This window comes from Phyllobacterium sp. 0TCS1.6A, assembly GCF_026420825.1.
GTDB lineage: Bacteria > Pseudomonadota > Alphaproteobacteria > Rhizobiales > Rhizobiaceae > Phyllobacterium.
Window position 1 is genome coordinate 19,054 of sequence record NZ_JAPMAB010000002.1, and the last position, 21,765, is coordinate 40,818.

A 21,765-nucleotide genomic window follows, 5' to 3' on the forward strand; every position below is an offset into this window, starting at 1 on the left:
GATTGTTCAGGCGCGTGGATAGGTATGGTGCCCCCTGCCGGAATCGAACCAGCACTCCTTTCGGAACCTGATTTTGAGTCAGGCGCGTCTACCAATTCCGCCAAGGGGGCCGCAATGAGCGCGGACCATGGCTCGCCATGATCCGAGCAGTGAAATACATGTATAGGCCGGCATCGGTCAACCGTCCTGAACGGTTTTCTTGCGAGAATGCACGCATGCGCCGCGGCCCCTGAAAGCTTTGCAGGAGCCGGCAGGGGCGCGACGGTCGCGATAGTGGCCGCCAGCTCGCCTGCTATTCCGGCTCGAAGCATTCGTCGAAGAAGCGCGCTATCTCCACATAGGCCTGCATGCGGTTGCTCTCCATGAGCGCCAGATGCGTCGCCTCGCCCAGCTCGACCCAGCGCCTGTAGCGCGCGCCGGTCAGTTCGCCGAAATAGGCGCGCGCCAGGTCGAGCGGCACGTCGATGTCCCATTCGCCATGCAGCAAGAGCACCGGCGCTCGAATCTCGCCCGGCTGATAATAGGGGTTCCCGGCTCGCCAATAGGTCCGGATATCCTGTATCGGCCCATTCGTGGCCCGGATATGGCCTCGTTCCCTGTCGGCTTCCGACACTTCCTCCGCAAGGACGAACCTTGCCCAGAGGTCGAACCAGCCTTGCGGAACAAGCCGCTCGCGCGCATGTTCGGGCGCGGTGCCGAGCCAGCGCGCCAGCGCCGCATGGACCGGAACAAGCCTGTAGCAACCAAGGGCGCCACCGGAATCGATCGGAATGGGAGCATCGCTCAGCCATTGCGGTGCGAGCAGCGCGAGCTTGAGCACCTTGTCGCCGTTGCGCGCGGCGTAAGCGCCGGCCACGCTGCCGCCCCATGACATGGCGAACAGATTGACCGCCTGCAGGCCGCGCAGCCGGAGGACGAATTCGACAGCCGACGCGAGGTCCGCGACGCCGGTGCCGGTGTCCACCAGCGGCGGGTTGAGGTCGGGGGCCACCTGCATTTCGGGCGGACGGCCCGATTTCCCATAGCCGCGCACATCGACCGCAAAGACGTCGAAACCCTGATGCGCGAGATAGTCCATGAAGGACATGCCGTTGAAGGGAACATCGTAAAGGCTTCCCGACGAGAAGGTTGCCCCGTGCATCATCACGATGGTCTTCTCCGCGAGAAATTCCTCGTGGTCCATCCTGCGCTTGTTGCGGAGATAGAGCTTGATGCCGTCGGTTCCGCTGTCGACATGATGCTCGTCGAATATAATTTCGCCCGCATCAAAGCTTGAGGATGTGAGTTTGTCTTTAGGCATAGGACCACCTGAACCGGTTACCGTTGCGGGTGACATGACCCGCGGACGAGCCGGGGAAATGCGTGGAGAAATAAAGGGCGCGATTGTCGGCCGCGAGTTCGAGGATACGCCGTCTGGACCGGGTGGCCTGATCTGCGAATTCGCAGAAGACAGTGTTGAGATCGGGACGCTCCACCTGGATCGGATGGTGCATGACATCGCCGCCGAAGATCGCCGCTTCGCCGTCTGCTTCCACCAGGACCGACATGTGACCGATACTGTGGCCCGGCGTCGGCAGGAAGGTGAACCGATCCAGGAACGAACCGCCCGTGCTGTCGATGAAGTCGGCGAGCCCGCCGTCGATTATCGGCCAGACACTGTCTTCATAGACGCCAAGACTGGGAATATTCACGTCATTGTGGCTGGCCGTCGACGAGTAGTATTCCTGTTCGGTCTGCGGAAAGACATAACGCGCGTTCTTGAACGTCGGCACCCATTTTCCATGCTCCAGCACGGTATTCCAGCCGGAGTGGTCGACGTGGAGATGGGTATTGATGACGAAATCGACATCGCCCGGCTCCACGCCTGCATCGCGCAGCCGCTCCAGAAACGGAATGGACTGATGGTGAAAGCCGGGATTGCGCGGCCTTTCCTTGTCGTTGCCCGAGCCCGTATCGATCAGGATGACGTGATCGGGCGTCGTCACGAGCCAGGTGTGAATGCTCACGACCAGAGTTTCGCGCTCGTCGTCCATGTCGGCCGCGGCAAGACCGGGTTCGATCGCCTCGATCTCTTCGACCGTGGCGGCCGGATAAAGAAAGGAAGGTGCCACCTGGCGCAGATATTGCTCCTGCACCTTCCGCACCGTCACTCCGGCAATATGATATTCTTTTCCAAGATCGCTCATGGAATCTCCTGTCATTGATAGTGAACGGGGACAGCGCTGCCTGATCGCTATGGACAAGTAGGACAGGTTCGTGCAACGATCAAATCGATGAATGAGATAGCCTCCATCGATCATTTCAATCTTTGGTCCTTCGACCTGAACCTGCTCGTCGCATTCGATGCGCTGATGCGCGAGCGGAGCGTGACGAAGGCGGCGGCCCGGCTGAAAATCCAGCAGCCGGCCATGAGCCACAATCTCGCAACGCTTCGCACATTGTTTCAGGACGAATTGTTCGTGCGTGTCGGCCAGGTCATGCAGCCGACGCATCGGGCCTTGCGCCTCGCCGAAGCGGTGGAGCAGATTCTGAGCCACACGCAGCAGACGATCGTCACGCCCGCGGCGTTCGAGCCTGCGCGGGCAAGGCAGATATTCCGGATCGGGTTTTCCAGCGAACTGGAGGTCCTGCTCGTGCCTCGCCTTGCCGCGGTCCTGAACGAAGCTGCGCCCGGCATCAAGGTGCTTGCCCGCGCGGTCAACCCCGAACTGGTCCACAGGCTTCTCGACGATAACGTCATCGACCTGGCCGTCGGCTGCTATGAAGACGGCAGCAACAGGCATAGGCGCAGCCTGCTGTTCGAGCAGTCGCTGATGTGCTGCTACAATCCGGGCCTGCTCGACCTGCCGCAGGCGCTGGACCGCGATCTGTATCTCACGCTGAAGCATGCCCTCGTTTCACAGAAGGACGCGATCGAAGGCTGCATCGATGATGCTCTGAAGCGCGCCAACGTCCGCCTGGACGTATCGGTCGCGGCGCCGGAGTTCCTCACCGTGCTTACGGCCGTGCGCGAAACACCGTTGATCGCGACCCTGCCGACCAGAATCGTCAAGCGCTATGCCGGCCTGTTTGGCCTCGCAATGGCCGAGGTGCCGCTCGATTTGCGGGTCAGCCCGATTTCCATGGTGTGGTCAGCGGCAACGGACAACGACCCCGCCAACCGCTGGATGCGCGATCAGGTGATGCAGGTCGTTGCAGAGTACAGCTAGACGCAGGCAGGCTCGCCTTCAGCGATGCCGCTGGAACAGGGAACAACCAAATTGCGGAAACGATCCGGGCCGATGATGATCGCGACCATTCTTGGCCTCGTCTTGCGGGTCGGATTGCCGATCATGTTACTGCCGATAGTGGGGATGACCATGGCTGAAGCGACCGAGCAGGGATTGATCGAAGCCGCAGGCCGCGGCGATGCCACGGCTGTTCGGCAGTTGCTGGCGGACGGCGCACCCATCGATGCGCGCGACGGCAGGGGGCGGACGGCCCTTCTCGCCGCCACCCATGCCAACCGGATCGAGACCGCGAAACTGCTTATCGAGGCGGGAGCCGATGTCAACGCCAGGGATGACATCAACGACAGCCCCTATCTTTATGCCGGTGCGCGCGGCCATCTTGAAATCCTGCGCATGACGCTGGCCCATGGCGCCGATCTCAAAAGCACCAACCGCTATGGCGGTACCGCCCTTATCCCGGCCGCCGAGCGTGGCCACGTCGAGACCGTGCGTACCTTGATCGCCGCCGGTGTCGATGTGGATCATGTCAATAAACTTGGCTGGACGGCGCTGCTTGAAGCCATCATCCTCGGTGACGGCGGAAGCCGGCATTTCGAGATCGTCCGCCTGCTCCTGGAGGCCGGGGCGCGGCCCGACCTCGCGGACAAGGATGGCGTCACTCCGCTGCAACATGCGCAAGCCCGCGGATATGACGACATCGCCGCATTGCTGACGGCCGCCCGGCGCTGACACGAGCAGACCGCGATCTTGCCCGCGACCGAGGCAAAATCGACGCCCCCGATTCCCATCGGCGATAATTTGCTCTAAGAGACGCACCAGACCAACCCAATACAGGACCTCACATGCTGCGCAGACTCTATGACTGGACGATGTCCCTTGCTGCGCGCAAATCGGCCGAGGCCTGGCTGGCCGTCATTGCCTTCATCGAAAGCTCGGTGTTTCTGGTTCCCGCGGACGTGCTCTATCTGCCCATGGCGCTGGCCCGGCCCGACCGCGCCTATCGCTATGCGATCGTCGCCACCGTCGCTTCGGTGCTTGGCGGCATCGCCGGATGGATGCTCGGCTATTACGCCTATGAGGCGCTGGCGAAGCCCATCCTCGAAGTCTATGGCAAGCTCGATGCCTTCGAGCAATTGCGCGGCTCGACCAGCGCCGACGCCATCCTGCTGCTGCTCATCACCTCCGGCCTGGCGCACCTGCCGCCGATCAAGGTGGTGACGATCCTTTCCGGTGCCGCCGGCATCAACATCTGGCTCTTCATCGTCTCGGCGGTGGTGGCGCGCGGCGCACGCTTCCTTTTCCTGGCATGGCTGCTGCGCCGCTATGGCGAGCCGATCCGGGAATTCATCGAGAAGCGTCTCGGATTGATTGCCGGAGCAGTGGCCCTCGTCTTAATTCTGCTCTACGCGCTGTTCCACTATCTCCATCTCTAGCAGGCTCCCTTCATACCAGACGAGGAATATCCACATCATCATGAGCAGCCAAAGCGCCCATCTGAAAACCGCCCTCTTCCTCCTCGTCGCCATGGCGGCGACGGTCGGCGCGGCCCTCGGCTTCCAGTATCTTGGCGGTTACCTGCCCTGCAAATTGTGCCTGGAACAGCGCTATCCCTATTATGCCGGCATACCGCTGATGCTCGTTGCCGCCGCTGCCGCGGCGTTGCGCTGGCCGGCCGGCCTGACACGACTGCTGCTGGCACTGGGCGGCGTATTGATGCTGATCGGGCTCGGACTGGCGATCTTCCACGCCGGCGTGGAGTGGAAGTTCTGGGCGGGACCCGCGGATTGCACGGCCGTCTCGATGTCCATCACCACCGATGCCGGCAGCCTGCTGAACGACATGAACGCGATCCGCCCGCCCGCCTGCGACAACGCGGCGCTGCGCGTCCTCGGCCTGTCCTTCGCCGGATGGAACGCCATTGCAAGCTTCGTCCTGATGATCGTGGCGTTTCGCGGCGCCATGATCCCGGGCAGGCGCTAAACGAACCGGAAAAACGGACGAACCGGAAGATCACGGCTCCAGTTCGACATCCCAGTAGAGATAGTCCATCCAGCTTTCATGCAGATGGTTCGGCGGGAAAAGCCGGCCATTATTGTGCAGGTCGTGCACCGTCGGCTGGTAGGGTTTCTGCCGCGGCCACATCTTGGCCTGGTTGGGCATCATGCCGCCCTTGCGCAGATTGCAGGGCGAGCAGGCCGCAACCACGTTTTCCCAGATCGTTTCGCCGCCCGCGCAGCGCGGCACGACGTGATCGAAGGTCAGATCCTCTTCCGAACCGCAATACTGGCATTCGAACCGGTCGCGCAGGAACACGTTGAACCGCGTGAAGGCCGGGTTGCGCGAGGGCTTTATGTAACTTTTAAGCGAAACCACGCTCGGCAGACGCATCGCGAAGGATGGCGAGGAGACCTCATGCTCATATTCGGCGACGATGTTCACACGGTCGAGAAAAACCGCCTTGATCGCGTCCTGCCAGGACCAGAGCGACAAGGGGTAGTAACTGAGCGGACGATAATCCGCGTTGAGCACCAATGCCGGCAACCCGTCCGGCGAGACGGCTATTGTCAAGGAATCAACTCCCGTTCCAACCATCAGGCCCTAATATTGTAAGCCGGACGTGACAGGATTGTGAAGCAAATAGCGTTGGGGCCGTTGGAAAAACACCACAAATTCAACTTCATGCGACAGGTGTGCCATCCCGGCCACGCGTCGCGGCGTAATAGGCCCATAAAAGCCTGGCCGCAACGCCCCGCCAGGGGCTCCATCGTTCGGCAAAGGCGCGCAGGGATTTCGAATCGGGCCGCGCTGATTCGCCATAGGCATGGGCATAGGCATGCTGGAGCGCCACATCGCCGGACGGAAACACATCCGCATGGCCGGCTGAAAACAGAAGATAGACTTCCGCCGTCCACGGCCCGATGCCTTTCACCCGGGTCATCTGCTCGATCGCATCCTGGATCGGCACTTCCGTCAGGGCGGCAAGATCGAGCCCGCCCGCAAGGATGGCGCGGCTGATCCGTTCCAGCGTCGCCTGCTTGGCCCGCGACAGGCCGGCGGCGCGCCATATGCCCTCGCCGGCGGCGAGATAGGTCACGGGCGTCAGCGGCTGGACCAGTTCGTTCAACCGGCGCCACATGGAATCGGCGCTGGCCCTGGAGACCTGCTGCGACACGACGATCGATGCAAGACTTGCAAATCCCGGCTCCGAGCGCCGCAGCGGCAACGGCCCCGCCCGCTCGGCAATGGCGGCAAGTTCGGGATGCGTGCCTATGAGTTCGCCCAGTCCCTCTGCTATGTCGTCGAGCGTATCGATCCGCCGCATCGGCTGTTCCTTTGCACTTGCAACTGAAACACCGTATCAATCCGCGTCCCGTCCTTTCAAGATCATGCGTCGATACTCATGACAAAACCGGTGTTCCGCTTCGCTCCTAGCCCCAATGGCCATCTCCATCTGGGCCACGCCTATTCGGCGCTGCTCAACCGGAAATTCGCCGATGACCATGATGGCCGGCTGCTCCTGCGCATCGAGGACATCGACCGCGAACGCTGCACGCCCGCCCTCGAACAGGACCTTCTCGACGATCTCGCCTGGATCGGATTCGAATGGGAGGGCACTTTCCGGCGCCAGTCCGAACATTTTGCCGATTATTCCGCCGCGCTTGGCAGGCTCGTGGAGCTTGATCTCGTCTACCCCGCCTTTATGAGCCGGAGTGAACTCAGGCAGCGCGTCGGAACCGGCGACTGGCCGAAAGACCCCGATGGCGCGCCGCTCTATCCGCATGACGAGCGCGAAATCTCCCGGCGGGAGAGGCAGGAAAGAACGACCGCCGGCATGCCTTTTGCCTGGCGGCTGAACATGGACAAGGCCGTGGCCCATATCGGCGCGGCGCTCGCCTGGGACGAGCTCGGCCCGGAAGGCGTGCGACAGGTCGCGGCGAAGCCGGAGGCATGGGGCGACGTCGTCGTGGCGAGACGCGATACGCCGACAAGCTATCACCTCGCGGTGGTGGTGGACGATGCGCTGCAGGGCATCACCCATGTCGTGCGCGGCAGGGACCTGTTCTTCGCAACGGCGGTTCACCGCGTCCTGCAGCAGATCCTCGGCCTGCCGGCGCCGGTCTATCACCATCATGAACTCATTCTCGACGCATCGGGGGAGAAACTGTCGAAGAGCCGCCGCGATACCTCGCTGCGCTCATTGCGCCAGGCCGGGAAAACACCGGACGACATCAGGCGGATGGTAAATCTCTAGCGCCGCCGCTGTTCGCCGCCGCCGCGATGGTATATTGGAAAGCCCTCCGCTCCATCCAATCTGGTTCCCTCCCATGCCGGTCAGCCTGTTCCCCGCCTTGTTCGTCGTTCTCTGGGCCACCGGCTTCATCGGCGCGCGCTATGCGATGCCCTATATGGAGCCGTTTCTGTTCCTCATGCTGCGCTTCGCCATCGCCGGCGCCATACTCGGCGTCTGGGTCGCCGTCACGGGCAACAAATGGCCGGACCGCCGCGGCGCGCTGCATGCCATCATTGCCGGATGCCTGATCCACGGCGCCTATCTCGGTGCGGTATTCTGGGCCATCCACAATGGCCTGCCGGCCGGCATGTCGGCGCTCGTCGTCGGCCTGCAGCCATTGATCACCGCCGTGGTGGCGGGCATCGCGCTCGGAGAGACGATCCAGCGGCGGCACTGGGCCGGCCTTGCAGTCGGCTTTATCGGCGTGTCGATGGTCCTGTGGCCGAAGCTTTCCATTTCGGCGCAAGGCATAACGCCGGCCAACGTTGCCGCGGCGCTGTTTTCCGTCGTCGCAATCAGCATCGGCACCGTCTGGCAGAAGCGGTTCGTCGGCCAGATCGACCTGAAAGCCGGCACAACGCTGCAATATTTCGGCGCGATGATCCTCATGGCGGTGATGACCTTCGCCTTCGAGACCCATCAGATCGTCTGGTCCGGCGAACTCGCATTCGCGATGGCGTGGCTGGTGCTGGTCCTGTCCATCGGGGCGGTCCTGCTGCTCATGGTGCTCATCAAGCAGGGCGCGGTTTCCAGGGTGGCGTCGCTGTTCTATCTCGTCCCCGCCGTGACGGCGCTGATGGCCTATGCACTCTTCGGCGAGACGCTTTCGCCGTTCCAGCTCGTCGGGATGTTGATAGCGACGCTCGGCGTCGCGCTCTCCACGGCTCAGAAACGCTCCGCCCGCTTGCCCTCCCGGTAACGGATGATGGCGGCATTGATCTCCGCGCCGATGATGAAGATCGCCGCGATGATATAGAGGAACACGATGGCGGCCATGATCGAGGCGAGGCCCGCATAGGTGGTCACGTAGGAGGCGAACGTCTCGAGATAGCTGGCGAAGATGGTGGCGCCGATGGTCCAGGCGAGCAGCGTCAGCAATATGCCCGGCAGGATATCGAACAGGCCGCGCCTGCCCGCCGGCAGCCAGAGGTGAACCACCAGCAGCGCCACGATCAGCACGGCCGAGGCAATGCAATAGCGCCAGAAACGGATCGTCCCGGAAATCAGCGTCAGTTCGGGCAGCCATCGTGTGGCGATGCTCATCGCCAGCGGCGCGAGCACCAGCAGGAAGCTGATCGCCATGATGCCGATCGTGGCGATGATCACGTAGCCAAGGCTTTGCAGCCTGCAATAGATGATGGAGCGCGTGTCGATGACACGGTAGGCGCGGTTCAGCGCCACCCGCAGCGCTTCGACGCCGTTCGAGGCGAAATAGGCGGCGGCGATGACGCTGATCGTCAGCAATCCGCTGCGCTGGACATTGAGGACATTGCGCACTTCCTGGGCGATCGGCGTCGCTATGACCTCGGGCCAGGTGTCGAAAACCACATGCACCGCCGTATCCGTAAAGGCGCTGGCGCCGAGAAAGCTGGCGAGTGCCGTGGCGAAGATCAGGAACGGGAACAGCGCCATGATGCCGGAAAGCGCGACATGACTGGCCAGGGCCCAGCCATCATCGGAGTTGAAATGACCGAGCGCATCTGCGGCTATGCGCCAGGTGAAGGTCAGGACTTTCCGTATTCCCAATGATCGGCCCCTCTGATTTGATAAGCGAGATTGCAAGCCACAGGCAAATATGTGAAGTCATTTTCTGCGCAATCGATTGATTTAGATACCAAAACATGACCCCATCCAAAACGATCCTGATAACGGGAGGTTCCAGCGGAATGGGCGCCTATTGCGCCCGGGCCCTCAAGGCCGATGGCTGGACCGTGTTCGTCACCGCGCGGCGGAAATCCGATATCGATGCGCTGCAGGCCGAAGGTTTCTCCGCCCATTACCTCGATTACCGCGATTCCGCTTCGATAGCATCGACCCTGGCGGCAGTCCTCGAAAGCACCGGCGGAACGCTGGATGCGCTCTACAATAACGGCGCCTATGCGATACCCGGCGCGGTGGAGGACCTGCCGGTGGCTGCATTGCGCGAGCAGTTCGACGTGGCATTCTTCGGCTGGCATGAGCTGACGCGGCTCGTCATACCCGTGATGCGGCGCCAGGGTCACGGCAGGATCGTCCATTGCTCGTCGATCCTCGGGCTGGTGCCGATGAAATGGCGCGGCGCCTATGTTGCGGCGAAATTCGCGCTGGAGGGGCTGATGACGACGCAGCGCATGGAGCTGCAGGGTAGCGGCATTCATGTCTCGCTGCTGGAACCCGGTTCCATCGAAACCCGGTTCCGGGCCAATGCGATCGAGCATGTCGAGAGCCACATCGATACGGGCAGCTCGCCCCATGGCGACGTCTATCGCAGGGAAATCGAACACGCCCGCACCGGCCGCAGGCAGCCATTTGCCCTCGGGCCCGAAGCCATCTACAAGGTGCTCAAACATGCGTTGGAGAGCAAGCGGCCCAGACCGCACTACATCGTGACCCTGCCGGCGAAATTCGCCGATCTCGCCCGCCGGCTGCTGCCGTCACGTGCGTTATATCGTCTGCTTGCGGGCAAATCATAACAGGAGCAGACTGGCCGACAGTCTGAGGAATAGAGTTATGGACGTCATTTTCAAATTCCTGGCGGTAATCGCCATCGCCGCGGTCACCGTCGTACTGCTCGTGGGTCTCCGCAACATGATGCGGGGCGGCGATGCGAACTTCTCGAACAAGATGATGCAGCTGCGGATATTCCTGCAGCTCGTCGCCATCATCCTGATCGTCGGCGCGATCTATTTCCACCGCACTGCGGGCTAGATCGGCGAATGGTAAAGCTCAACAAGATCTATACCCGTACCGGCGACGACGGCACGACAGGACTGACGCAGGGCCCCCGTCGCCTCAAGCACGACATCCGCGTCGAAGCCTATGGCACGGTGGACGAGACCAATTCCTGCATCGGCCTGGCGCGCATCCATACGCAAGCCCTCGATCCCGTACTGGATGCTGCCCTGCTCCGGGTGCAGAACGACCTGTTCGATCTCGGCGCGGACCTCTCGACGCCCGATACCGGCGAGGCCATGGCGCATGAACCGCTTCGGATCGTCGAAAGCCAGGTGCTGCGGCTGGAGCAGGACATCGATGCACTCAACGAAAGGCTGAGCCCGCTTCGCTCATTCGTGCTGCCGGGCGGATCACCGGCGGCGGCGGCGCTGCATCTGGCGCGAACGGTGGCGAGACGGGCCGAGCGCCGCATGGTGGAACTGTCGCAGGTCCCCGGCGAGCGCGTGACGCCTGCCGCCCTGAAATATATCAACAGGCTGTCGGACCTGCTGTTCGTCGCGGCGCGCGCGGTCAATGACAATGGTGCGACGGACGTGTTATGGGTTCCGGGCCAACATCGTTGACATGGAGACCCGGCGCCAATGTTCATTCCCCTGCATGACGCCAACAGTCTCAAACATATCCGGCTTCAATATGTGACCCTCGGGCTGATCGCGGCGAACGTTCTGGTATATGCGCTCGTCAATATCGGCGGCAGTCATCTCGAAGCCGCGGTTCTGGGTTTCGGCTTCATACCGGCGCTCGTGCATGATCTGGCGACGCTTCCGGCCCCCTATGAGGTTATCCCGGCCGATTTCAGCTATGTGACCTATGCCTTCCTGCACGCCGATATTTTCCACCTCGGCGGCAACATGCTGTTTCTCTGGGTCTTCGGCGACAATGTCGAGGATGCGCTCGGCCATCTCAAGTTCCTGCTGTTCTACCTGCTCTGCGCGGCGGCGGGCGCCTTCCTGCATGGGGTGATCATTCCGCAATCGGAAGCGCCGCTGATCGGCGCGTCCGGCGCCATAGCGGGCATCGTCGCCGCCTATCTCCTGCTCCACCCCCGCGTGAAAGTCTGGGTCCTGGCCTTTGGCCGTATCCCGCTGCGCATACCGGCGCTCTACCCCCTGCTTCTGTGGATCGCGGCGCAATTCCTGATGTTGTTCTGGAAAGGCGACGAGCAGGTTTCCTGGCCCGCCCATGTCGGCGGCATCGTCGCCGGCGCGCTGCTGACCCTCGTCCTGAAACGCCGGAACGTGCCGCTTCTCGACCGCGAGGTCGTTTCGCCGAAAGCCGTCATTTCGGCACCGGTGGAGGATTCTGCCGCCGTGCCGCCGGAGCCGGTCAAATGGGGGCGCTGAGCCGCATATAATAATCGTTTGAAGTCGCAAAACTCCGGCGTTTCGCATTGACGTGTCCGGAAGTCATATTTACGGTCCCGCGCTGTTCGCACTGATGTGCGTCGCATTTTTTACCTCAATGTCGGCATCCGGCAAGCAGGTACCTTCGAATGGCGGCTAAAGCTGTCAAAGGTTCATTGAGAGGGAGTCCCCATGAAAGTCCTCGTACCGGTAAAGCGGGTGGTCGATTACAACGTCAAGATCAGGGTCAAGGGAGACGGGTCGGGCGTAGAACTGGCCAATGTCAAGATGTCCATGAACCCGTTCGATGAAATCGCGGTCGAGGAAGCGCTCCGTCTGAAGGAAGCCGGCAAGGCCGAAGAGGTGGTCGTGGTCTCCATCGGCCCGGCCCAGGCGCAGGAAACCATCCGTACCGCCCTTGCCATGGGCGCCGATCGCGGCATCCTCGTCAAGGTCGACGATGTGGTCGAACCGCTCGCCGTCGCGAAGATCCTGAAGGGCGTCGTCGATGCCGAACAGCCGCAGCTCGTGATCCTCGGCAAGCAGGCGATCGACGACGATGCCAACCAGACCGGGCAGATGCTGTCGGCGCTTCTCGGCTGGAGCCAGGGCACCTTCGCCTCCAAGCTGGAACTGGATGCCGGCTCGGCCAAGGTCACCCGCGAGGTCGATGGCGGCTTGCAGACCATCGAGATCAGCCTCCCCGCGATCGTCACCACCGATCTGCGGCTCAACCAGCCGCGCTATGCCTCGCTGCCCAACATCATGAAGGCGAAGAAGAAGCCCTTGGACGAGAAGGCTGCGGCTGACTATGGCGTCGATATCGCGCCCCGCCTGAAGGTCCTGAAGACCGAAGAGCCGAGCGGACGCAAGGCCGGCGTCAAGGTGAAGGACGTCGCGGAGCTCGTCTCCAAGCTCAAGAACGAAGCTGGCGTGCTCTAAGGTCAGGAAAGGATTATTTGACATGGCTATTCTTCTGTTTGCCGAACACGACAACGAGGCGCTTTCCGACCAGACCGCCAAGGCCCTGACCGCCGCGCTCGCGATCGGTTCCGACGTCCACGTCCTGGTGGCCGGCAAGGGTGCAAAAGGCGTTGCCGATCAGGCCGCCAAGCTTCAAGGCGTGACGAAGGTCCTGCTCGCCGACAGCGACGATCTTGCCAACCGCCTCGCCGAGGCCACGGCCGCACTGATCGTTTCGATCGCGGGCAACTACGACACCATCATTGCGCCCGCCACCACCAACGGCAAGAACGTCCTGCCCCGCGTTGCCGCCCTGCTCGACGTGATGCAGGTCTCGGACATCGTCGAGGTCGTCTCGCCCGATACGTTCAAGCGCCCGATCTATGCCGGCAATGCGATCCAGACGGTGCAGGCAACGGACCCGAAAAAGGTCATCACCGTGCGCACCGCGACATTTGCGGCGGCACAGGAAGGCGGCTCGGCGCCGGTCGAGACCATCTCGGCAGCAGCCAATCCCGGCCTTTCCAAGTTCATCGAGGCAAAGCTTTCGGGCGGCGACCGGCCGGAACTGACTTCGGCGAAGATCATCATTTCCGGCGGCCGCGCGCTCGGCTCGAACGAGAAGTTCAGGGAAGTCATCCTGCCGGTGGCCGACAAGCTCGGCGCCGCCGTCGGTGCTTCGCGCGCTGCGGTGGATGCCGGCTACGCGCCGAACGATTGGCAGGTGGGCCAGACCGGCAAGGTCGTGGCACCGGACCTCTATATTGCGGTCGGCATTTCGGGCGCCATCCAGCACCTCGCCGGCATGAAGGATTCGAAGGTCATCGTCGCCATCAACAAGGATGAGGAGGCCCCCATCTTCCAGGTGGCGGATTATGGCCTCGTCGGCGACCTTTTCGTCGTCTTGCCGGAGCTCGAAAAGGCGCTCTGACGGCTTAGCCACCGGGCGCGCCGCAACGGGATGCGCCCCGCAACGAAATTGTCTGGCCGGGGTAGACGAACGCTACCCCGGCCATTTAGTTTGTCTTTCGTCAAAACAAAAAATGGATGGAAACATGGCCGGGACAATCAAGACTGTAGGCATTATCGGCGCGGGCCAGATGGGCAGCGGTATAGCCCATGTATGCGCCGTCGCCGGCTATAAGGTCTTGATCCACGACCAGGCCCCGGAGCAGCTTGAAAAAGCCATCGCCACGATCAATGGCAACATGGCGCGCCAGGTTTCCCACGGCAAGCTCAGCGAGGCCGACCGCGTCTCGGCACTCTCGCGGATAAGCCCGGCCTTGCGCATGGAAGACCTTTCCAGCGTCGATCTCGCCGTCGAGGCGGCGACCGAGGACGAAACCGTCAAGCGCAAGATTTTCGCCCAGCTTTGCCCGACGCTCAACCCCGAGGCAATACTGGCCACCAATACGTCCTCGATCTCCATCACGCGGCTTGCGGCGACGACGGACCGTCCGGAGCGCTTCATCGGCATTCATTTCATGAATCCCGTGCCCGTCATGAAGCTCGTTGAGCTTATTCGCGGTATCGCCACCGAGAATTACACCTTCGAAACGGCGCGCGATTTCGTCAACAGCCTCGACAAGACGCTGACCGTCTCCGAGGATTTCCCGGCCTTCATCGTGAACCGCATATTGCTGCCGATGATCAATGAGGCGATCTACGTGCTCTATGAAGGCGTCGGCTCGGTCGATGCCATCGACACGGCGATGAAACTCGGCGCCAACCACCCCATGGGCCCGCTGCAACTCGCGGATTTCATCGGCCTCGATACATGTCTTTCGATCATGCAGGTCCTCTATGACGGCCTGGCGGATTCCAAATACCGCCCCTGCCCGTTGCTGGTCAAATATGTCGAAGCCGGCTGGCTCGGACGGAAGACCGGGCGCGGCTTTTACGACTACCGTGGAGAGACCCCGGTTCCGACACGCTGACGGCACGCCACTTGACCCCGGAAAGCCAGCCTTTGCCGCGACTTTCGACGATCCTGCTGGGCCTGGCCGACGGACCGGCGGAGCGCATCTCGTTCGACGATATCCTCACCGCCCTGTCGGACCGGAGCTTCGGCGCGCTGCTGATCCTCTTTGCCGCGCTCAACCTGCTGCCGCTGCCGCCGGGTTCCTCCACCATCTTCGGCATCCCGCTCGTGCTATTGTCGATCCAGATGCTGATCGGCTTCAAAAAGCCGTGGTTTCCCGCGTTCCTCCGGCGTAAATCCATGCGTTCGGCGACCTATCGCAAAGCCATTGCGCGGCTGGAGCCGATCCTGATGAAATTCGAGCGGCTGGCCCGGCCGCGCTACTGGCTCGTGCCGCAGATGATCGCCGAGAGGATCGTCAGCATCGTGGCGCTGTTCATGTCGCTGATCGTCCTTCTGCCGATCCCGCTGATCAACCAGATTCCGGCCTTGAGCATCGTTCTCCTTTCCATCGGCCTCGGCGAGCGCGATGGCGTCTGGCTGGGTACCGGACTGCTCGTCGCGGCGCTGGCGGCCGGGATCGCCATCGGACTCGGCGCTTCGCTTGGCCTCGCCGCGCTGCAGATATTCGGATAGGCTGGCGCAATGGAACTCAAGCCGATCACAATCTACGTCGACGCGGATGCGTGCCCCGTCAAACCTGAAATATACCGCGTGGCGGAGCGGCACGGCCTGAAGGTCTATGTCGTTTCCAACGCGATGATGGCCATTCCGCGCGACCCGATGATCGAGCGGGTGATCGTCAGCGACGGATTCGATGCAGCGGACAACTGGATTGCCGAGCGCGTATCGCGCGGCGACATCGTGGTGACCGCCGATATTCCGCTGGCCAGCAGATGCGTCAAAGCCGGCGCCGACGCCATTTCGCCGACCGGTCGCGCCTTCACCGAGGCTTCCATCGGCAATACGCTCGCAACCCGCAACCTGATGGAGGAACTGCGTTCCGCCGGCCAGATAACCGGCGGGCCAAGGCCGTTTTCGCCGCGCGATCGCTCGGCATTCCTCTCGGCGCTGGACCTCGCCATCGTAAGGCTGAAACGGGCTGGCCATCCCGGCTCTTGATGCGGCTTCCGCAAGATGATCTGTTATCGCACATGGCTCGCGCAAAGCCGCAGCCGCCGGGATTGGAGGGCCCTGGAAAGGTCCGGCTGCAGGGGAGCTATGCGTTCCTGCCATTGACGGATGGCACGCCAAGCACTAGGGAGAGCGCAACAACGCGATTTATGTGCCGCTCGTCTCGATTGACGCCGCACACGCATCACATCACTGAAAGTTTGCAATGACCTCTTTCGATTCCATCGCTCCGGCGCTTTCCGGTGCATTGACTGCCCGTGGCTACACAAGCTTGACGCCTGTGCAGACCGCCGTTCTCGCACCTGAAGCTGCCGGCGCCGATCTTCTCGTTTCCGCCCAGACCGGCTCCGGCAAGACCGTTGCCTTCGGCATCGCCATTGCTCCGACCCTGCTCGGCGACAGCGACCGCTTCGCCACGATCGGCGCTCCCTTCGCGCTGATCATAGCGCCGACGCGCGAGCTCGCCCTTCAGGTAAGGCGCGAATTCGAATGGCTCTACGAGAAGACCGGGGCGCGCATCGCTTCCTGCGTCGGCGGCATGGACATGATGAAGGAGCGCCGCGCCCTGCAGCAGGGCGCTCACATCGTGGTCGGCACGCCCGGCCGCCTGCGCGACCACATTACCCGCGGCTCTCTCGACATGTCCGAACTGCGCGCCGTCGTGCTCGATGAAGCCGACGAGATGCTCGACCTCGGCTTCCGCGAAGACCTTGAATTCATCCTGGCCGAAGCGCCGGAAGACCGCCGGACGCTGATGTTCTCGGCAACCGTGCCGAAACCCATCGCCGCGCTTGCCAAGCAGTTCCAGAACAATGCCCTGCGCATCTCGGCGACGAGCGAGCGGGAGCAGCATGCGGACATCGAATACCACATCATGCCCGTTGCCCCGCGCGAGCGGGAAAACGCGATCATCAACTCGCTGCTCTATTACGACGCCCAGAATACGATCATCTTCGGCTCGACCCGCGAGGCCGTGAAGCACCTGACGAGCCGCCTTTCCAACCGCGGATTTTCCGTGGTTTCGCTGTCGGGCGAACTCAGCCAGGCCGAGCGCACCAATGCGCTGCAGGCAATGCGCGACGGGCGGGCGCGGGTTTGCGTTGCCACCGACGTTGCCGCCCGCGGCATCGACCTGCCGAATCTCGATCTCGTCATCCATGCGGACCTGCCGAACAATTCCGAGACGCTCCTGCATCGCAGCGGCCGTACCGGGCGCGCCGGGCGCAAGGGCATCTGCGTGCTGATCGTCCCCGCATCGCGGCGCCGCACGGCGGAACGGCTGTTGCAGGGCGCCAAGCTCGCGACGACGATGGTGCCGCCGCCCAATGCCGATGCGATCAACCAGCGCAATCGCGAGCGGATCTTCAATGACGCGCAGCTGCGCGAGCCGATCGTCGAGGAAGAGGCGGAAGACGTTGCCGCGCTGCTCGAACTTCATTCGGTCGAACAGATCGCCGCCGCCTATCTGCGCCAGCAATTTGCCGCGCGCCCGGCTCCCGAAGAGCTTTCCAATACGCCGGCGCATGTGCTCCAGCCGATCCGTGAATCAGGCCGCAGGGGGAGTGACGACGACCGTCCGCAGCGCGGCGAACGCGGCGCGCGTTCCGAACGCCGCGACCATTTCGAGAGCGGCGGCTGGTTTGCCCTCAATGTCGGCCGCAAGCAGCGCGCCGAGCCGCGCTGGCTGCTGCCGCTGATCTGCAAGGCCGGCGACATCACCAAATCCGACGTAGGCTCGATCAAGATCCTCGATGGGGAAACCCGTTTCGAGATCTCCGCCGACAAGGCCGACGCCTTCCTCGCCCGCATCAAGCAGTTCGGCTCGGGTGAAAAAGGCGTGAACATCACCCGCAGCGACGCTCCCGGTTTCTCGGGACGCGGCAGCGGCGATTTCAAGCCGAAGAAGCAGTTCGGTCGCGAGCGCGACGAACGCGGCTACAAGTCGGACCGCACGTTCGAGCCTGCCGGCAAGCCGGGCGGCTGGACCGCCGAAAAGCCGGCAAAGGCGAAGAAGGCGCCGAAGGAACGCAAGCCAGGCGATCCTACCGGCTTCGAAAAATATCAGGCCAAGAAGGCCCGCAAGGCTGCCGCCGGCGGCGGCGACAAGGCCGAATAGGCCTCGCCTAGAGCTTTTTCGCCGCGTCTATCAGCCGGACTGCGTCCTCGCCGGACCAGTCCGCCGGGCCGTTCATCGCCGCCACCTGGCAACCATCCTTGTCCACCAGCATGGTGACAGGCAGCCCGAAGGCGAGGTTCTTGCGCTTCAGATCGTTGAAGACGCCCATCGTCGCATCGCGGTAGAGCGGTAGCGACTTCACGCCGATCTCGGTCATGAAAGCCTGCGGTTTCTCGGCATCGCCGGTGTCGATATTGATCGTCACCACCTCGAAATCGGCGCCGTTCTTCTTCGCGGCGAGCGCGTCCAGCGCCGGCATTTCTTCCCGGCACGGCGCGCACCAGGTCGCCCAGAGATTTACCAGCAAGGTCTTGCCCTTGAAATCGGAAAGCCGGGCGGGCTTGCCGTCCGGCGCCATGAACGAAAGCGACGCCATGGATTGCGGCGTGTCCGCACCGCGCATCGCCGCCACAGCGCCGGTCGCCAGTCCGTCCAGTGACTTTGCCGCTTCGGTCTTGAGGCTGCATTGATCGGTCGAAGCTACCCCAGCAACAATATTGCCAGATGGCCGTTCCATCACGTATACCCCAAGCGCACCGGCGGCGATGCCTGCGAGCGCAGCAAGAGCGATGATCTTCTTGCTGCTGTTGCGTGTCTGTTTCGGTGTGCCGTCGCCGTCTATCATCCTATTCCTACCCTTTCAGCCAAGGCTCATCATGTCCGACAAGAAGAACAGCAACGAAATGTGGGGCGGTCGTTTCGCTTCGGGTCCGGCCGCGATCATGGAAGAGATCAACGCTTCCATCGGCTTCGACCAGAAACTCTACGCCCAGGACATTCAAGGTTCTCTCGCCCATGCGGCCATGCTTGCAAAGACGGGCATAATTGCGGCGGACGATTACGACAAGATATCGGGTGGCCTGAACACGATATTGTCAGAGATCGAGAGCGGAAACTTCACTTTTTCACGCAAACTTGAAGACATTCACATGAATGTCGAGTCTCGCCTCGCCGAACTCATCGGCCCCGCTGCGGGCCGCCTGCACACCGCGCGGTCCCGCAACGACCAGGTAGCGGTCGATTTCCGCCTTTGGGTCAAGGCGGAGTTCGAAAAGACCGCCGCCGCATTGAAGAGGCTGATCGAAGCCTTCCTCGAAAGGGCGGCCGAACATTCGGCAACGCTCATGCCCGGCTTCACCCATCTTCAAACGGCGCAACCGGTGACATTCGGCCACCATTGCATGGCCTATGTGGAGATGTTCGGACGCGACGTCAGCCGCGCCAGGGACGCCATCGAGCGCATGGACGAATCGCCGCTCGGCGCAGCGGCCCTCGCCGGTACGGGCTTTCCCATCGACCGCCACATGACGGCGAAGGCGCTCGGCTTCCGCGAACCCACCCGCAACTCGCTCGACAGCGTCTCCGACCGCGACTATGCGCTCGAATATCTGGCGATGGCTGCCATTGCCGCGACGCATCTTTCCCGTCTTGCCGAGGAGATCGTCATCTGGTCGACGCCGCAATTCGGCTTCGTGCGTCTTTCCGACGGCTTCTCCACCGGCTCCTCGATCATGCCGCAGAAGAAGAACCCCGATGCGGCCGAGCTCGTCCGCGCCAAGACCGGCAGGATTACCGGCTCTCTCGTCGGGCTCCTGACCGTCATGAAAGGTCTGCCGCTGACCTATTCGAAAGACATGCAGGAAGACAAGGAAGCCGTGTTCGACGCCGCCGAGACGCTGGAACTCGCCATCGCGGCCATGACCGGCATGGTGCGAGACATGACGATCAATACCGCCGCAATGAAGAAGGCGGCTGGCTCGGGCTATTCGACGGCGACCGATCTCGCCGACTGGCTGGTGCGCGAACTCGGACTTCCCTTCCGCGAGGCGCATCATGTCACGGGGCGCGCCGTGGCGATGGCGGAGCAGAAGAAGGTCGACCTGGCCAAGCTCTCCCTTGACGACCTTCGGCAGATCCATCCCGATATCACCGATGCGGTGTTCGGCTTCCTGACCGTCGACAAATCGGTGCGCAGCCGCAAATCCTATGGCGGCACGGCCCCGGATCAGGTGCGCAGGCAGATAAGATCATGGCACAAGCGCCTCAGGACACTCTGACGGGCCTAAACGAAGTTTGAAAGGCAATGGGGGATGCAAACGCCGCCCCCATGGGCTAGAGATAGATACCTTGCTGATTACAGGATAACCCATGCGCCGTTCCTTATTGACGACAGTTCTGATGATTGCCGCGATCGCCGGCGCCGTTACCGCCTGTGGGCGAAAGGGACCTCTCGAAGCGCCGCCCGCTTCCGTGACCACCGCGCCGGGCGAGCCGAAGCCCGCGCCACAGCCGGTACAGGACAAACGGTTCATCCTCGATCCCTTGATCTGACAGCAATTCATTTCACCGGGCGTCGCTGAGCGGCGCTGTCTATTAAGCCAGAAGATTGCCAGGCTGTTTCGTGAACCATTTTCATTATATCGATGGCGTGCTGCATGCCGAATCCGTCAGCCTGGAAGAGATCGCACGCGCGGTCGGAACGCCGTTCTACTGCTATTCGACCGCCACCATCCAGCGCCATTACAACGTCTTCGCCGCGGCATTCGCCGATATGGATGCGCTGGTCTGTTATGCCTTGAAGGCCAATTCCAACCAGGCCGTGCTGACCACCCTCGCGAAACTCGGCTCCGGCGCCGACGTCGTCTCGGGCGGCGAATTGCGGCGGGCGCTTGCCGCCGGAATTCCGGCCGACAAGATCGTCTTTTCGGGCGTCGGCAAGAAGGCCGACGAGATCGACCTCGCTCTTTCCGCCGGGATCCACTGTTTCAACGTCGAATCCGAGCCGGAACTGGAACTCCTGTCCAGCCGCGCCACCGCGGCGGGCAAGACGGCGCGCGTTTCGCTGCGCATCAATCCGGATGTCGATGCGCGCACCCACAAGAAGATTTCCACCGGCAAGTCCGAAAACAAGTTCGGCATTCCGCTCGCACGCGCCAGCACCGTCTATGCCCACGCCGCAAAATTGCCGGGGTTGAAGGTTGCCGGCGTCGACGTCCATATCGGCAGCCAGATCACCGATCTCGAACCATTCGACAACGCATTCCGGCTGCTCGCCGAACTGGTGGGGCAATTGCGGGCCGATGGTCATGACATAAGGCATGTCGATGTCGGTGGCGGGCTCGGAATTCCCTATCAGCTCGACAATGACCCGCCGCCCCTGCCCGATGCCTATGCGCAGATCGTGCAGAAGCACCTCAAGCCGCTCGGGTTGAAGACCATATTCGAGCCGGGACGGCTGATCGTCGGCAATGCGGGCGTGCTGGTAACCGAAGTGATCTTCGTCAAGGAGGGTGACGCGCGCAACTTCGTCATCGTCGATGCCGCGATGAACGATCTGATCCGGCCGACGCTCTATGAGGCCTATCACGCGATCAAGCCGGTAAGGGAACCGCGCGCCGATCATCCACGCATTCGCGGCGACGTCGTCGGCCCCGTTTGCGAGACCGGAGATTATCTCGGCCTCGACCGGGACCTGCCGCGGCCGGCGGCGGGTGAACTCCTCGCCATCGGCAGCGCAGGCGCCTATGGCGCGGTGCAGGCGGGCACCTACAATACGCGCCTGCTGGTGCCCGAGGTGCTTGTCCATCAGGACCGTTTTCATGTCGTCCGGCCCCGTACGACCTATGAGGAACTGATCGGCCTCGATTCCGTGCCGGATTGGCTCTAGTTGTGAGCTTTCGAGGGGCTTCATTGACCCGCCCGCTGACCTGAACGCTGACCTACAACACGGAAGTATGATCGCATTTGGCGCCCTATGGCCTCGCCTTTGCCAT

Annotated in this window: 25 protein-coding genes and 1 tRNA gene; 19 read left to right on the top strand and 7 right to left on the bottom strand. The window is 62.4% G+C overall.

Features of this window, described 5'->3' with window-relative positions; all coding sequences use genetic code 11:
* Nucleotides 1–25: 25 nt before the first annotated feature.
* The 3 genes from OSJ75_RS04230 to OSJ75_RS04240 form a co-directional block, all read right to left on the bottom strand.
* A tRNA-Leu gene (locus OSJ75_RS04230) sits at nt 26–110 on the bottom strand.
* 182 nt (nt 111–292) lie between these two features.
* Nucleotides 293–1,300, bottom strand: coding sequence for an alpha/beta hydrolase (locus OSJ75_RS04235; RefSeq protein WP_267227054.1), 1,008 nt, complete (start codon nt 1,298–1,300; stop codon nt 293–295).
* Nucleotides 1,293–2,186 carry an MBL fold metallo-hydrolase gene (locus tag OSJ75_RS04240; protein ID WP_267227055.1) on the bottom strand — a complete coding sequence of 298 codons (894 nt, stop codon included), beginning with the start codon at nt 2,184–2,186 and terminating at the stop codon, nt 1,293–1,295. Before OSJ75_RS04240 ends, OSJ75_RS04235 begins: the two co-directional genes overlap by 8 nt.
* A gap of 87 nt (nt 2,187–2,273) precedes the next feature.
* Between OSJ75_RS04240 and OSJ75_RS04245 the strand changes: the two genes are divergently transcribed.
* The 4 genes from OSJ75_RS04245 (at nt 2,274) to OSJ75_RS04260 (ending at nt 5,210) form a co-directional block, all read left to right on the top strand.
* Nucleotides 2,274–3,209, top strand: a complete 936-nt coding sequence (locus OSJ75_RS04245; RefSeq protein ID WP_267227056.1) for a LysR family transcriptional regulator — start codon at nt 2,274–2,276, stop codon at nt 3,207–3,209.
* A 150-nt stretch (nt 3,210–3,359) separates the two neighbouring features.
* Nucleotides 3,360–3,959, top strand: coding sequence for an ankyrin repeat domain-containing protein (locus tag OSJ75_RS04250; protein WP_267227057.1), 600 nt, complete (start codon nt 3,360–3,362; stop codon nt 3,957–3,959).
* A 113-nt stretch (nt 3,960–4,072) separates the two neighbouring features.
* Nucleotides 4,073–4,663: a YqaA family protein gene (locus tag OSJ75_RS04255; RefSeq protein WP_267227058.1), complete on the top strand. Its 591-nt coding sequence runs from the start codon at nt 4,073–4,075 to the stop codon at nt 4,661–4,663.
* Between the two features lie 40 nt (nt 4,664–4,703).
* A complete protein-coding gene (locus OSJ75_RS04260; RefSeq protein ID WP_250019849.1) occupies nt 4,704–5,210 on the top strand; it encodes a disulfide bond formation protein B in 507 nt (168 codons plus the stop codon).
* 30 nt (nt 5,211–5,240) lie between these two features.
* Here the strand turns inward: OSJ75_RS04260 and OSJ75_RS04265 are convergent, their stop codons facing one another.
* Nucleotides 5,241–5,798, bottom strand: a complete 558-nt coding sequence (locus tag OSJ75_RS04265; RefSeq protein WP_250019850.1) for an HNH endonuclease — start codon at nt 5,796–5,798, stop codon at nt 5,241–5,243.
* 109 nt (nt 5,799–5,907) lie between these two features.
* Nucleotides 5,908–6,552 carry a DNA-3-methyladenine glycosylase family protein gene (locus tag OSJ75_RS04270; protein WP_267227059.1) on the bottom strand — a complete coding sequence of 215 codons (645 nt, stop codon included), beginning with the start codon at nt 6,550–6,552 and terminating at the stop codon, nt 5,908–5,910.
* Nucleotides 6,553–6,630: 78 nt separating this feature from the next.
* Here OSJ75_RS04270 and gluQRS point away from each other — a divergent pair, with 78 nt between their 5' ends.
* Nucleotides 6,631–7,482 carry a tRNA glutamyl-Q(34) synthetase GluQRS gene (gene gluQRS, locus OSJ75_RS04275; RefSeq protein ID WP_267227060.1) on the top strand — a complete coding sequence of 284 codons (852 nt, stop codon included), beginning with the start codon at nt 6,631–6,633 and terminating at the stop codon, nt 7,480–7,482.
* A 73-nt stretch (nt 7,483–7,555) separates the two neighbouring features.
* On the top strand, nt 7,556–8,440 hold the full coding sequence (locus OSJ75_RS04280) for a DMT family transporter (protein WP_267227061.1): 885 nt from the start codon (nt 7,556–7,558) through the stop codon (nt 8,438–8,440).
* On the opposite strand, the gene OSJ75_RS04285 is transcribed toward OSJ75_RS04280, so the two are convergent.
* A complete protein-coding gene (locus OSJ75_RS04285) occupies nt 8,407–9,261 on the bottom strand; it encodes a YihY/virulence factor BrkB family protein (protein WP_267227486.1) in 855 nt (284 codons plus the stop codon). The genes OSJ75_RS04280 and OSJ75_RS04285 overlap by 34 nt on opposite strands.
* A 101-nt stretch (nt 9,262–9,362) precedes the next feature.
* On the opposite strand from OSJ75_RS04285, the gene OSJ75_RS04290 reads away from it, so the two are divergent.
* The 10 genes from OSJ75_RS04290 (at nt 9,363) to OSJ75_RS04335 (ending at nt 17,932) form a co-directional block, all read left to right on the top strand.
* Nucleotides 9,363–10,193, top strand: coding sequence for an SDR family oxidoreductase (locus OSJ75_RS04290; RefSeq protein WP_267227062.1), 831 nt, complete (start codon nt 9,363–9,365; stop codon nt 10,191–10,193).
* Nucleotides 10,194–10,230: 37 nt separating this feature from the next.
* Nucleotides 10,231–10,428: a twin transmembrane helix small protein gene (locus tag OSJ75_RS04295; protein WP_250019857.1), complete on the top strand. Its 198-nt coding sequence runs from the start codon at nt 10,231–10,233 to the stop codon at nt 10,426–10,428.
* An 8-nt stretch (nt 10,429–10,436) separates the two neighbouring features.
* Nucleotides 10,437–11,018, top strand: coding sequence for a cob(I)yrinic acid a,c-diamide adenosyltransferase (locus tag OSJ75_RS04300; RefSeq protein WP_267227063.1), 582 nt, complete (start codon nt 10,437–10,439; stop codon nt 11,016–11,018).
* An 18-nt stretch (nt 11,019–11,036) separates the two neighbouring features.
* A complete protein-coding gene (locus OSJ75_RS04305; RefSeq protein WP_267227064.1) occupies nt 11,037–11,798 on the top strand; it encodes a rhomboid family intramembrane serine protease in 762 nt (253 codons plus the stop codon).
* Between the two features lie 192 nt (nt 11,799–11,990).
* Nucleotides 11,991–12,740 carry an electron transfer flavoprotein subunit beta/FixA family protein gene (locus OSJ75_RS04310; RefSeq protein WP_267227065.1) on the top strand — a complete coding sequence of 250 codons (750 nt, stop codon included), beginning with the start codon at nt 11,991–11,993 and terminating at the stop codon, nt 12,738–12,740.
* A 22-nt stretch (nt 12,741–12,762) separates the two neighbouring features.
* Nucleotides 12,763–13,692, top strand: coding sequence for an electron transfer flavoprotein subunit alpha/FixB family protein (locus OSJ75_RS04315; protein ID WP_267227066.1), 930 nt, complete (start codon nt 12,763–12,765; stop codon nt 13,690–13,692).
* Between the two features lie 124 nt (nt 13,693–13,816).
* On the top strand, nt 13,817–14,698 hold the full coding sequence (locus tag OSJ75_RS04320; RefSeq protein ID WP_250019864.1) for a 3-hydroxybutyryl-CoA dehydrogenase: 882 nt from the start codon (nt 13,817–13,819) through the stop codon (nt 14,696–14,698).
* A gap of 32 nt (nt 14,699–14,730) precedes the next feature.
* Nucleotides 14,731–15,318 (top strand): exopolysaccharide biosynthesis protein, encoded by a 588-nt coding sequence (locus tag OSJ75_RS04325; RefSeq protein WP_267227067.1) that lies wholly within the window; start codon nt 14,731–14,733, stop codon nt 15,316–15,318.
* A gap of 9 nt (nt 15,319–15,327) precedes the next feature.
* Nucleotides 15,328–15,804 (top strand): YaiI/YqxD family protein, encoded by a 477-nt coding sequence (locus tag OSJ75_RS04330; RefSeq protein WP_267227068.1) that lies wholly within the window; start codon nt 15,328–15,330, stop codon nt 15,802–15,804.
* Between the two features lie 217 nt (nt 15,805–16,021).
* Complete coding sequence (locus OSJ75_RS04335) at nt 16,022–17,932, top strand: DEAD/DEAH box helicase (RefSeq protein ID WP_267227069.1); 1,911 nt, start codon at nt 16,022–16,024, stop codon at nt 17,930–17,932.
* 7 nt (nt 17,933–17,939) lie between these two features.
* On the opposite strand, the gene tlpA is transcribed toward OSJ75_RS04335, so the two are convergent.
* Nucleotides 17,940–18,617, bottom strand: a complete 678-nt coding sequence (gene tlpA / locus OSJ75_RS04340) for a thiol:disulfide interchange protein TlpA (protein ID WP_250019871.1) — start codon at nt 18,615–18,617, stop codon at nt 17,940–17,942.
* 31 nt (nt 18,618–18,648) lie between these two features.
* Between tlpA and argH the strand changes: the two genes are divergently transcribed.
* The 3 genes from argH (at nt 18,649) to lysA (ending at nt 21,659) form a co-directional block, all read left to right on the top strand.
* Entirely contained in the window at nt 18,649–20,049 is a 1,401-nt protein-coding gene (gene argH, locus OSJ75_RS04345) for an argininosuccinate lyase (RefSeq protein WP_267227070.1), read from the top strand.
* A 91-nt stretch (nt 20,050–20,140) separates the two neighbouring features.
* Nucleotides 20,141–20,323 (top strand): LPS translocon maturation chaperone LptM, encoded by a 183-nt coding sequence (lptM, locus tag OSJ75_RS04350; protein WP_267227071.1) that lies wholly within the window; start codon nt 20,141–20,143, stop codon nt 20,321–20,323.
* 70 nt (nt 20,324–20,393) lie between these two features.
* The gene (lysA, locus tag OSJ75_RS04355) at nt 20,394–21,659 is read left to right on the top strand and encodes a diaminopimelate decarboxylase (RefSeq protein ID WP_267227072.1); all 1,266 of its coding nucleotides are present in this window, start codon (nt 20,394–20,396) and stop codon (nt 21,657–21,659) included.
* The last annotated feature ends 106 nt before the right edge of the window (nt 21,660–21,765 follow it).

Bases quoted from the DNA above. Each gene is read 5' to 3' on its own strand.
- OSJ75_RS04235 (WP_267227054.1), bottom strand. From the start codon at position 1,300: ATGCCTAAAGACAAACTCACATCCTCAAGCTTTGATGCGGGCGAAATT.
- OSJ75_RS04240 (WP_267227055.1), bottom strand. From the start codon at position 2,186: ATGAGCGATCTTGGAAAAGAATATCATATTGCCGGAGTGACGGTGCGG.
- OSJ75_RS04245 (WP_267227056.1), top strand. From the start codon at position 2,274: ATGAATGAGATAGCCTCCATCGATCATTTCAATCTTTGGTCCTTCGAC.
- OSJ75_RS04250 (WP_267227057.1), top strand. From the start codon at position 3,360: ATGGCTGAAGCGACCGAGCAGGGATTGATCGAAGCCGCAGGCCGCGGC.
- OSJ75_RS04255 (WP_267227058.1), top strand. From the start codon at position 4,073: ATGCTGCGCAGACTCTATGACTGGACGATGTCCCTTGCTGCGCGCAAA.
- OSJ75_RS04260 (WP_250019849.1), top strand. From the start codon at position 4,704: ATGAGCAGCCAAAGCGCCCATCTGAAAACCGCCCTCTTCCTCCTCGTC.
- OSJ75_RS04270 (WP_267227059.1), bottom strand. From the start codon at position 6,552: ATGCGGCGGATCGATACGCTCGACGACATAGCAGAGGGACTGGGCGAA.
- gluQRS (WP_267227060.1), top strand. From the start codon at position 6,631: ATGACAAAACCGGTGTTCCGCTTCGCTCCTAGCCCCAATGGCCATCTC.
- OSJ75_RS04280 (WP_267227061.1), top strand. From the start codon at position 7,556: ATGCCGGTCAGCCTGTTCCCCGCCTTGTTCGTCGTTCTCTGGGCCACC.
- OSJ75_RS04290 (WP_267227062.1), top strand. From the start codon at position 9,363: ATGACCCCATCCAAAACGATCCTGATAACGGGAGGTTCCAGCGGAATG.
- OSJ75_RS04295 (WP_250019857.1), top strand. From the start codon at position 10,231: ATGGACGTCATTTTCAAATTCCTGGCGGTAATCGCCATCGCCGCGGTC.
- OSJ75_RS04300 (WP_267227063.1), top strand. From the start codon at position 10,437: ATGGTAAAGCTCAACAAGATCTATACCCGTACCGGCGACGACGGCACG.
- OSJ75_RS04305 (WP_267227064.1), top strand. From the start codon at position 11,037: ATGTTCATTCCCCTGCATGACGCCAACAGTCTCAAACATATCCGGCTT.
- OSJ75_RS04310 (WP_267227065.1), top strand. From the start codon at position 11,991: ATGAAAGTCCTCGTACCGGTAAAGCGGGTGGTCGATTACAACGTCAAG.
- OSJ75_RS04315 (WP_267227066.1), top strand. From the start codon at position 12,763: ATGGCTATTCTTCTGTTTGCCGAACACGACAACGAGGCGCTTTCCGAC.
- OSJ75_RS04320 (WP_250019864.1), top strand. From the start codon at position 13,817: ATGGCCGGGACAATCAAGACTGTAGGCATTATCGGCGCGGGCCAGATG.
- OSJ75_RS04330 (WP_267227068.1), top strand. From the start codon at position 15,328: ATGGAACTCAAGCCGATCACAATCTACGTCGACGCGGATGCGTGCCCC.
- OSJ75_RS04335 (WP_267227069.1), top strand. From the start codon at position 16,022: ATGACCTCTTTCGATTCCATCGCTCCGGCGCTTTCCGGTGCATTGACT.
- tlpA (WP_250019871.1), bottom strand. From the start codon at position 18,617: ATGATAGACGGCGACGGCACACCGAAACAGACACGCAACAGCAGCAAG.
- argH (WP_267227070.1), top strand. From the start codon at position 18,649: ATGTCCGACAAGAAGAACAGCAACGAAATGTGGGGCGGTCGTTTCGCT.
- lptM (WP_267227071.1), top strand. From the start codon at position 20,141: ATGCGCCGTTCCTTATTGACGACAGTTCTGATGATTGCCGCGATCGCC.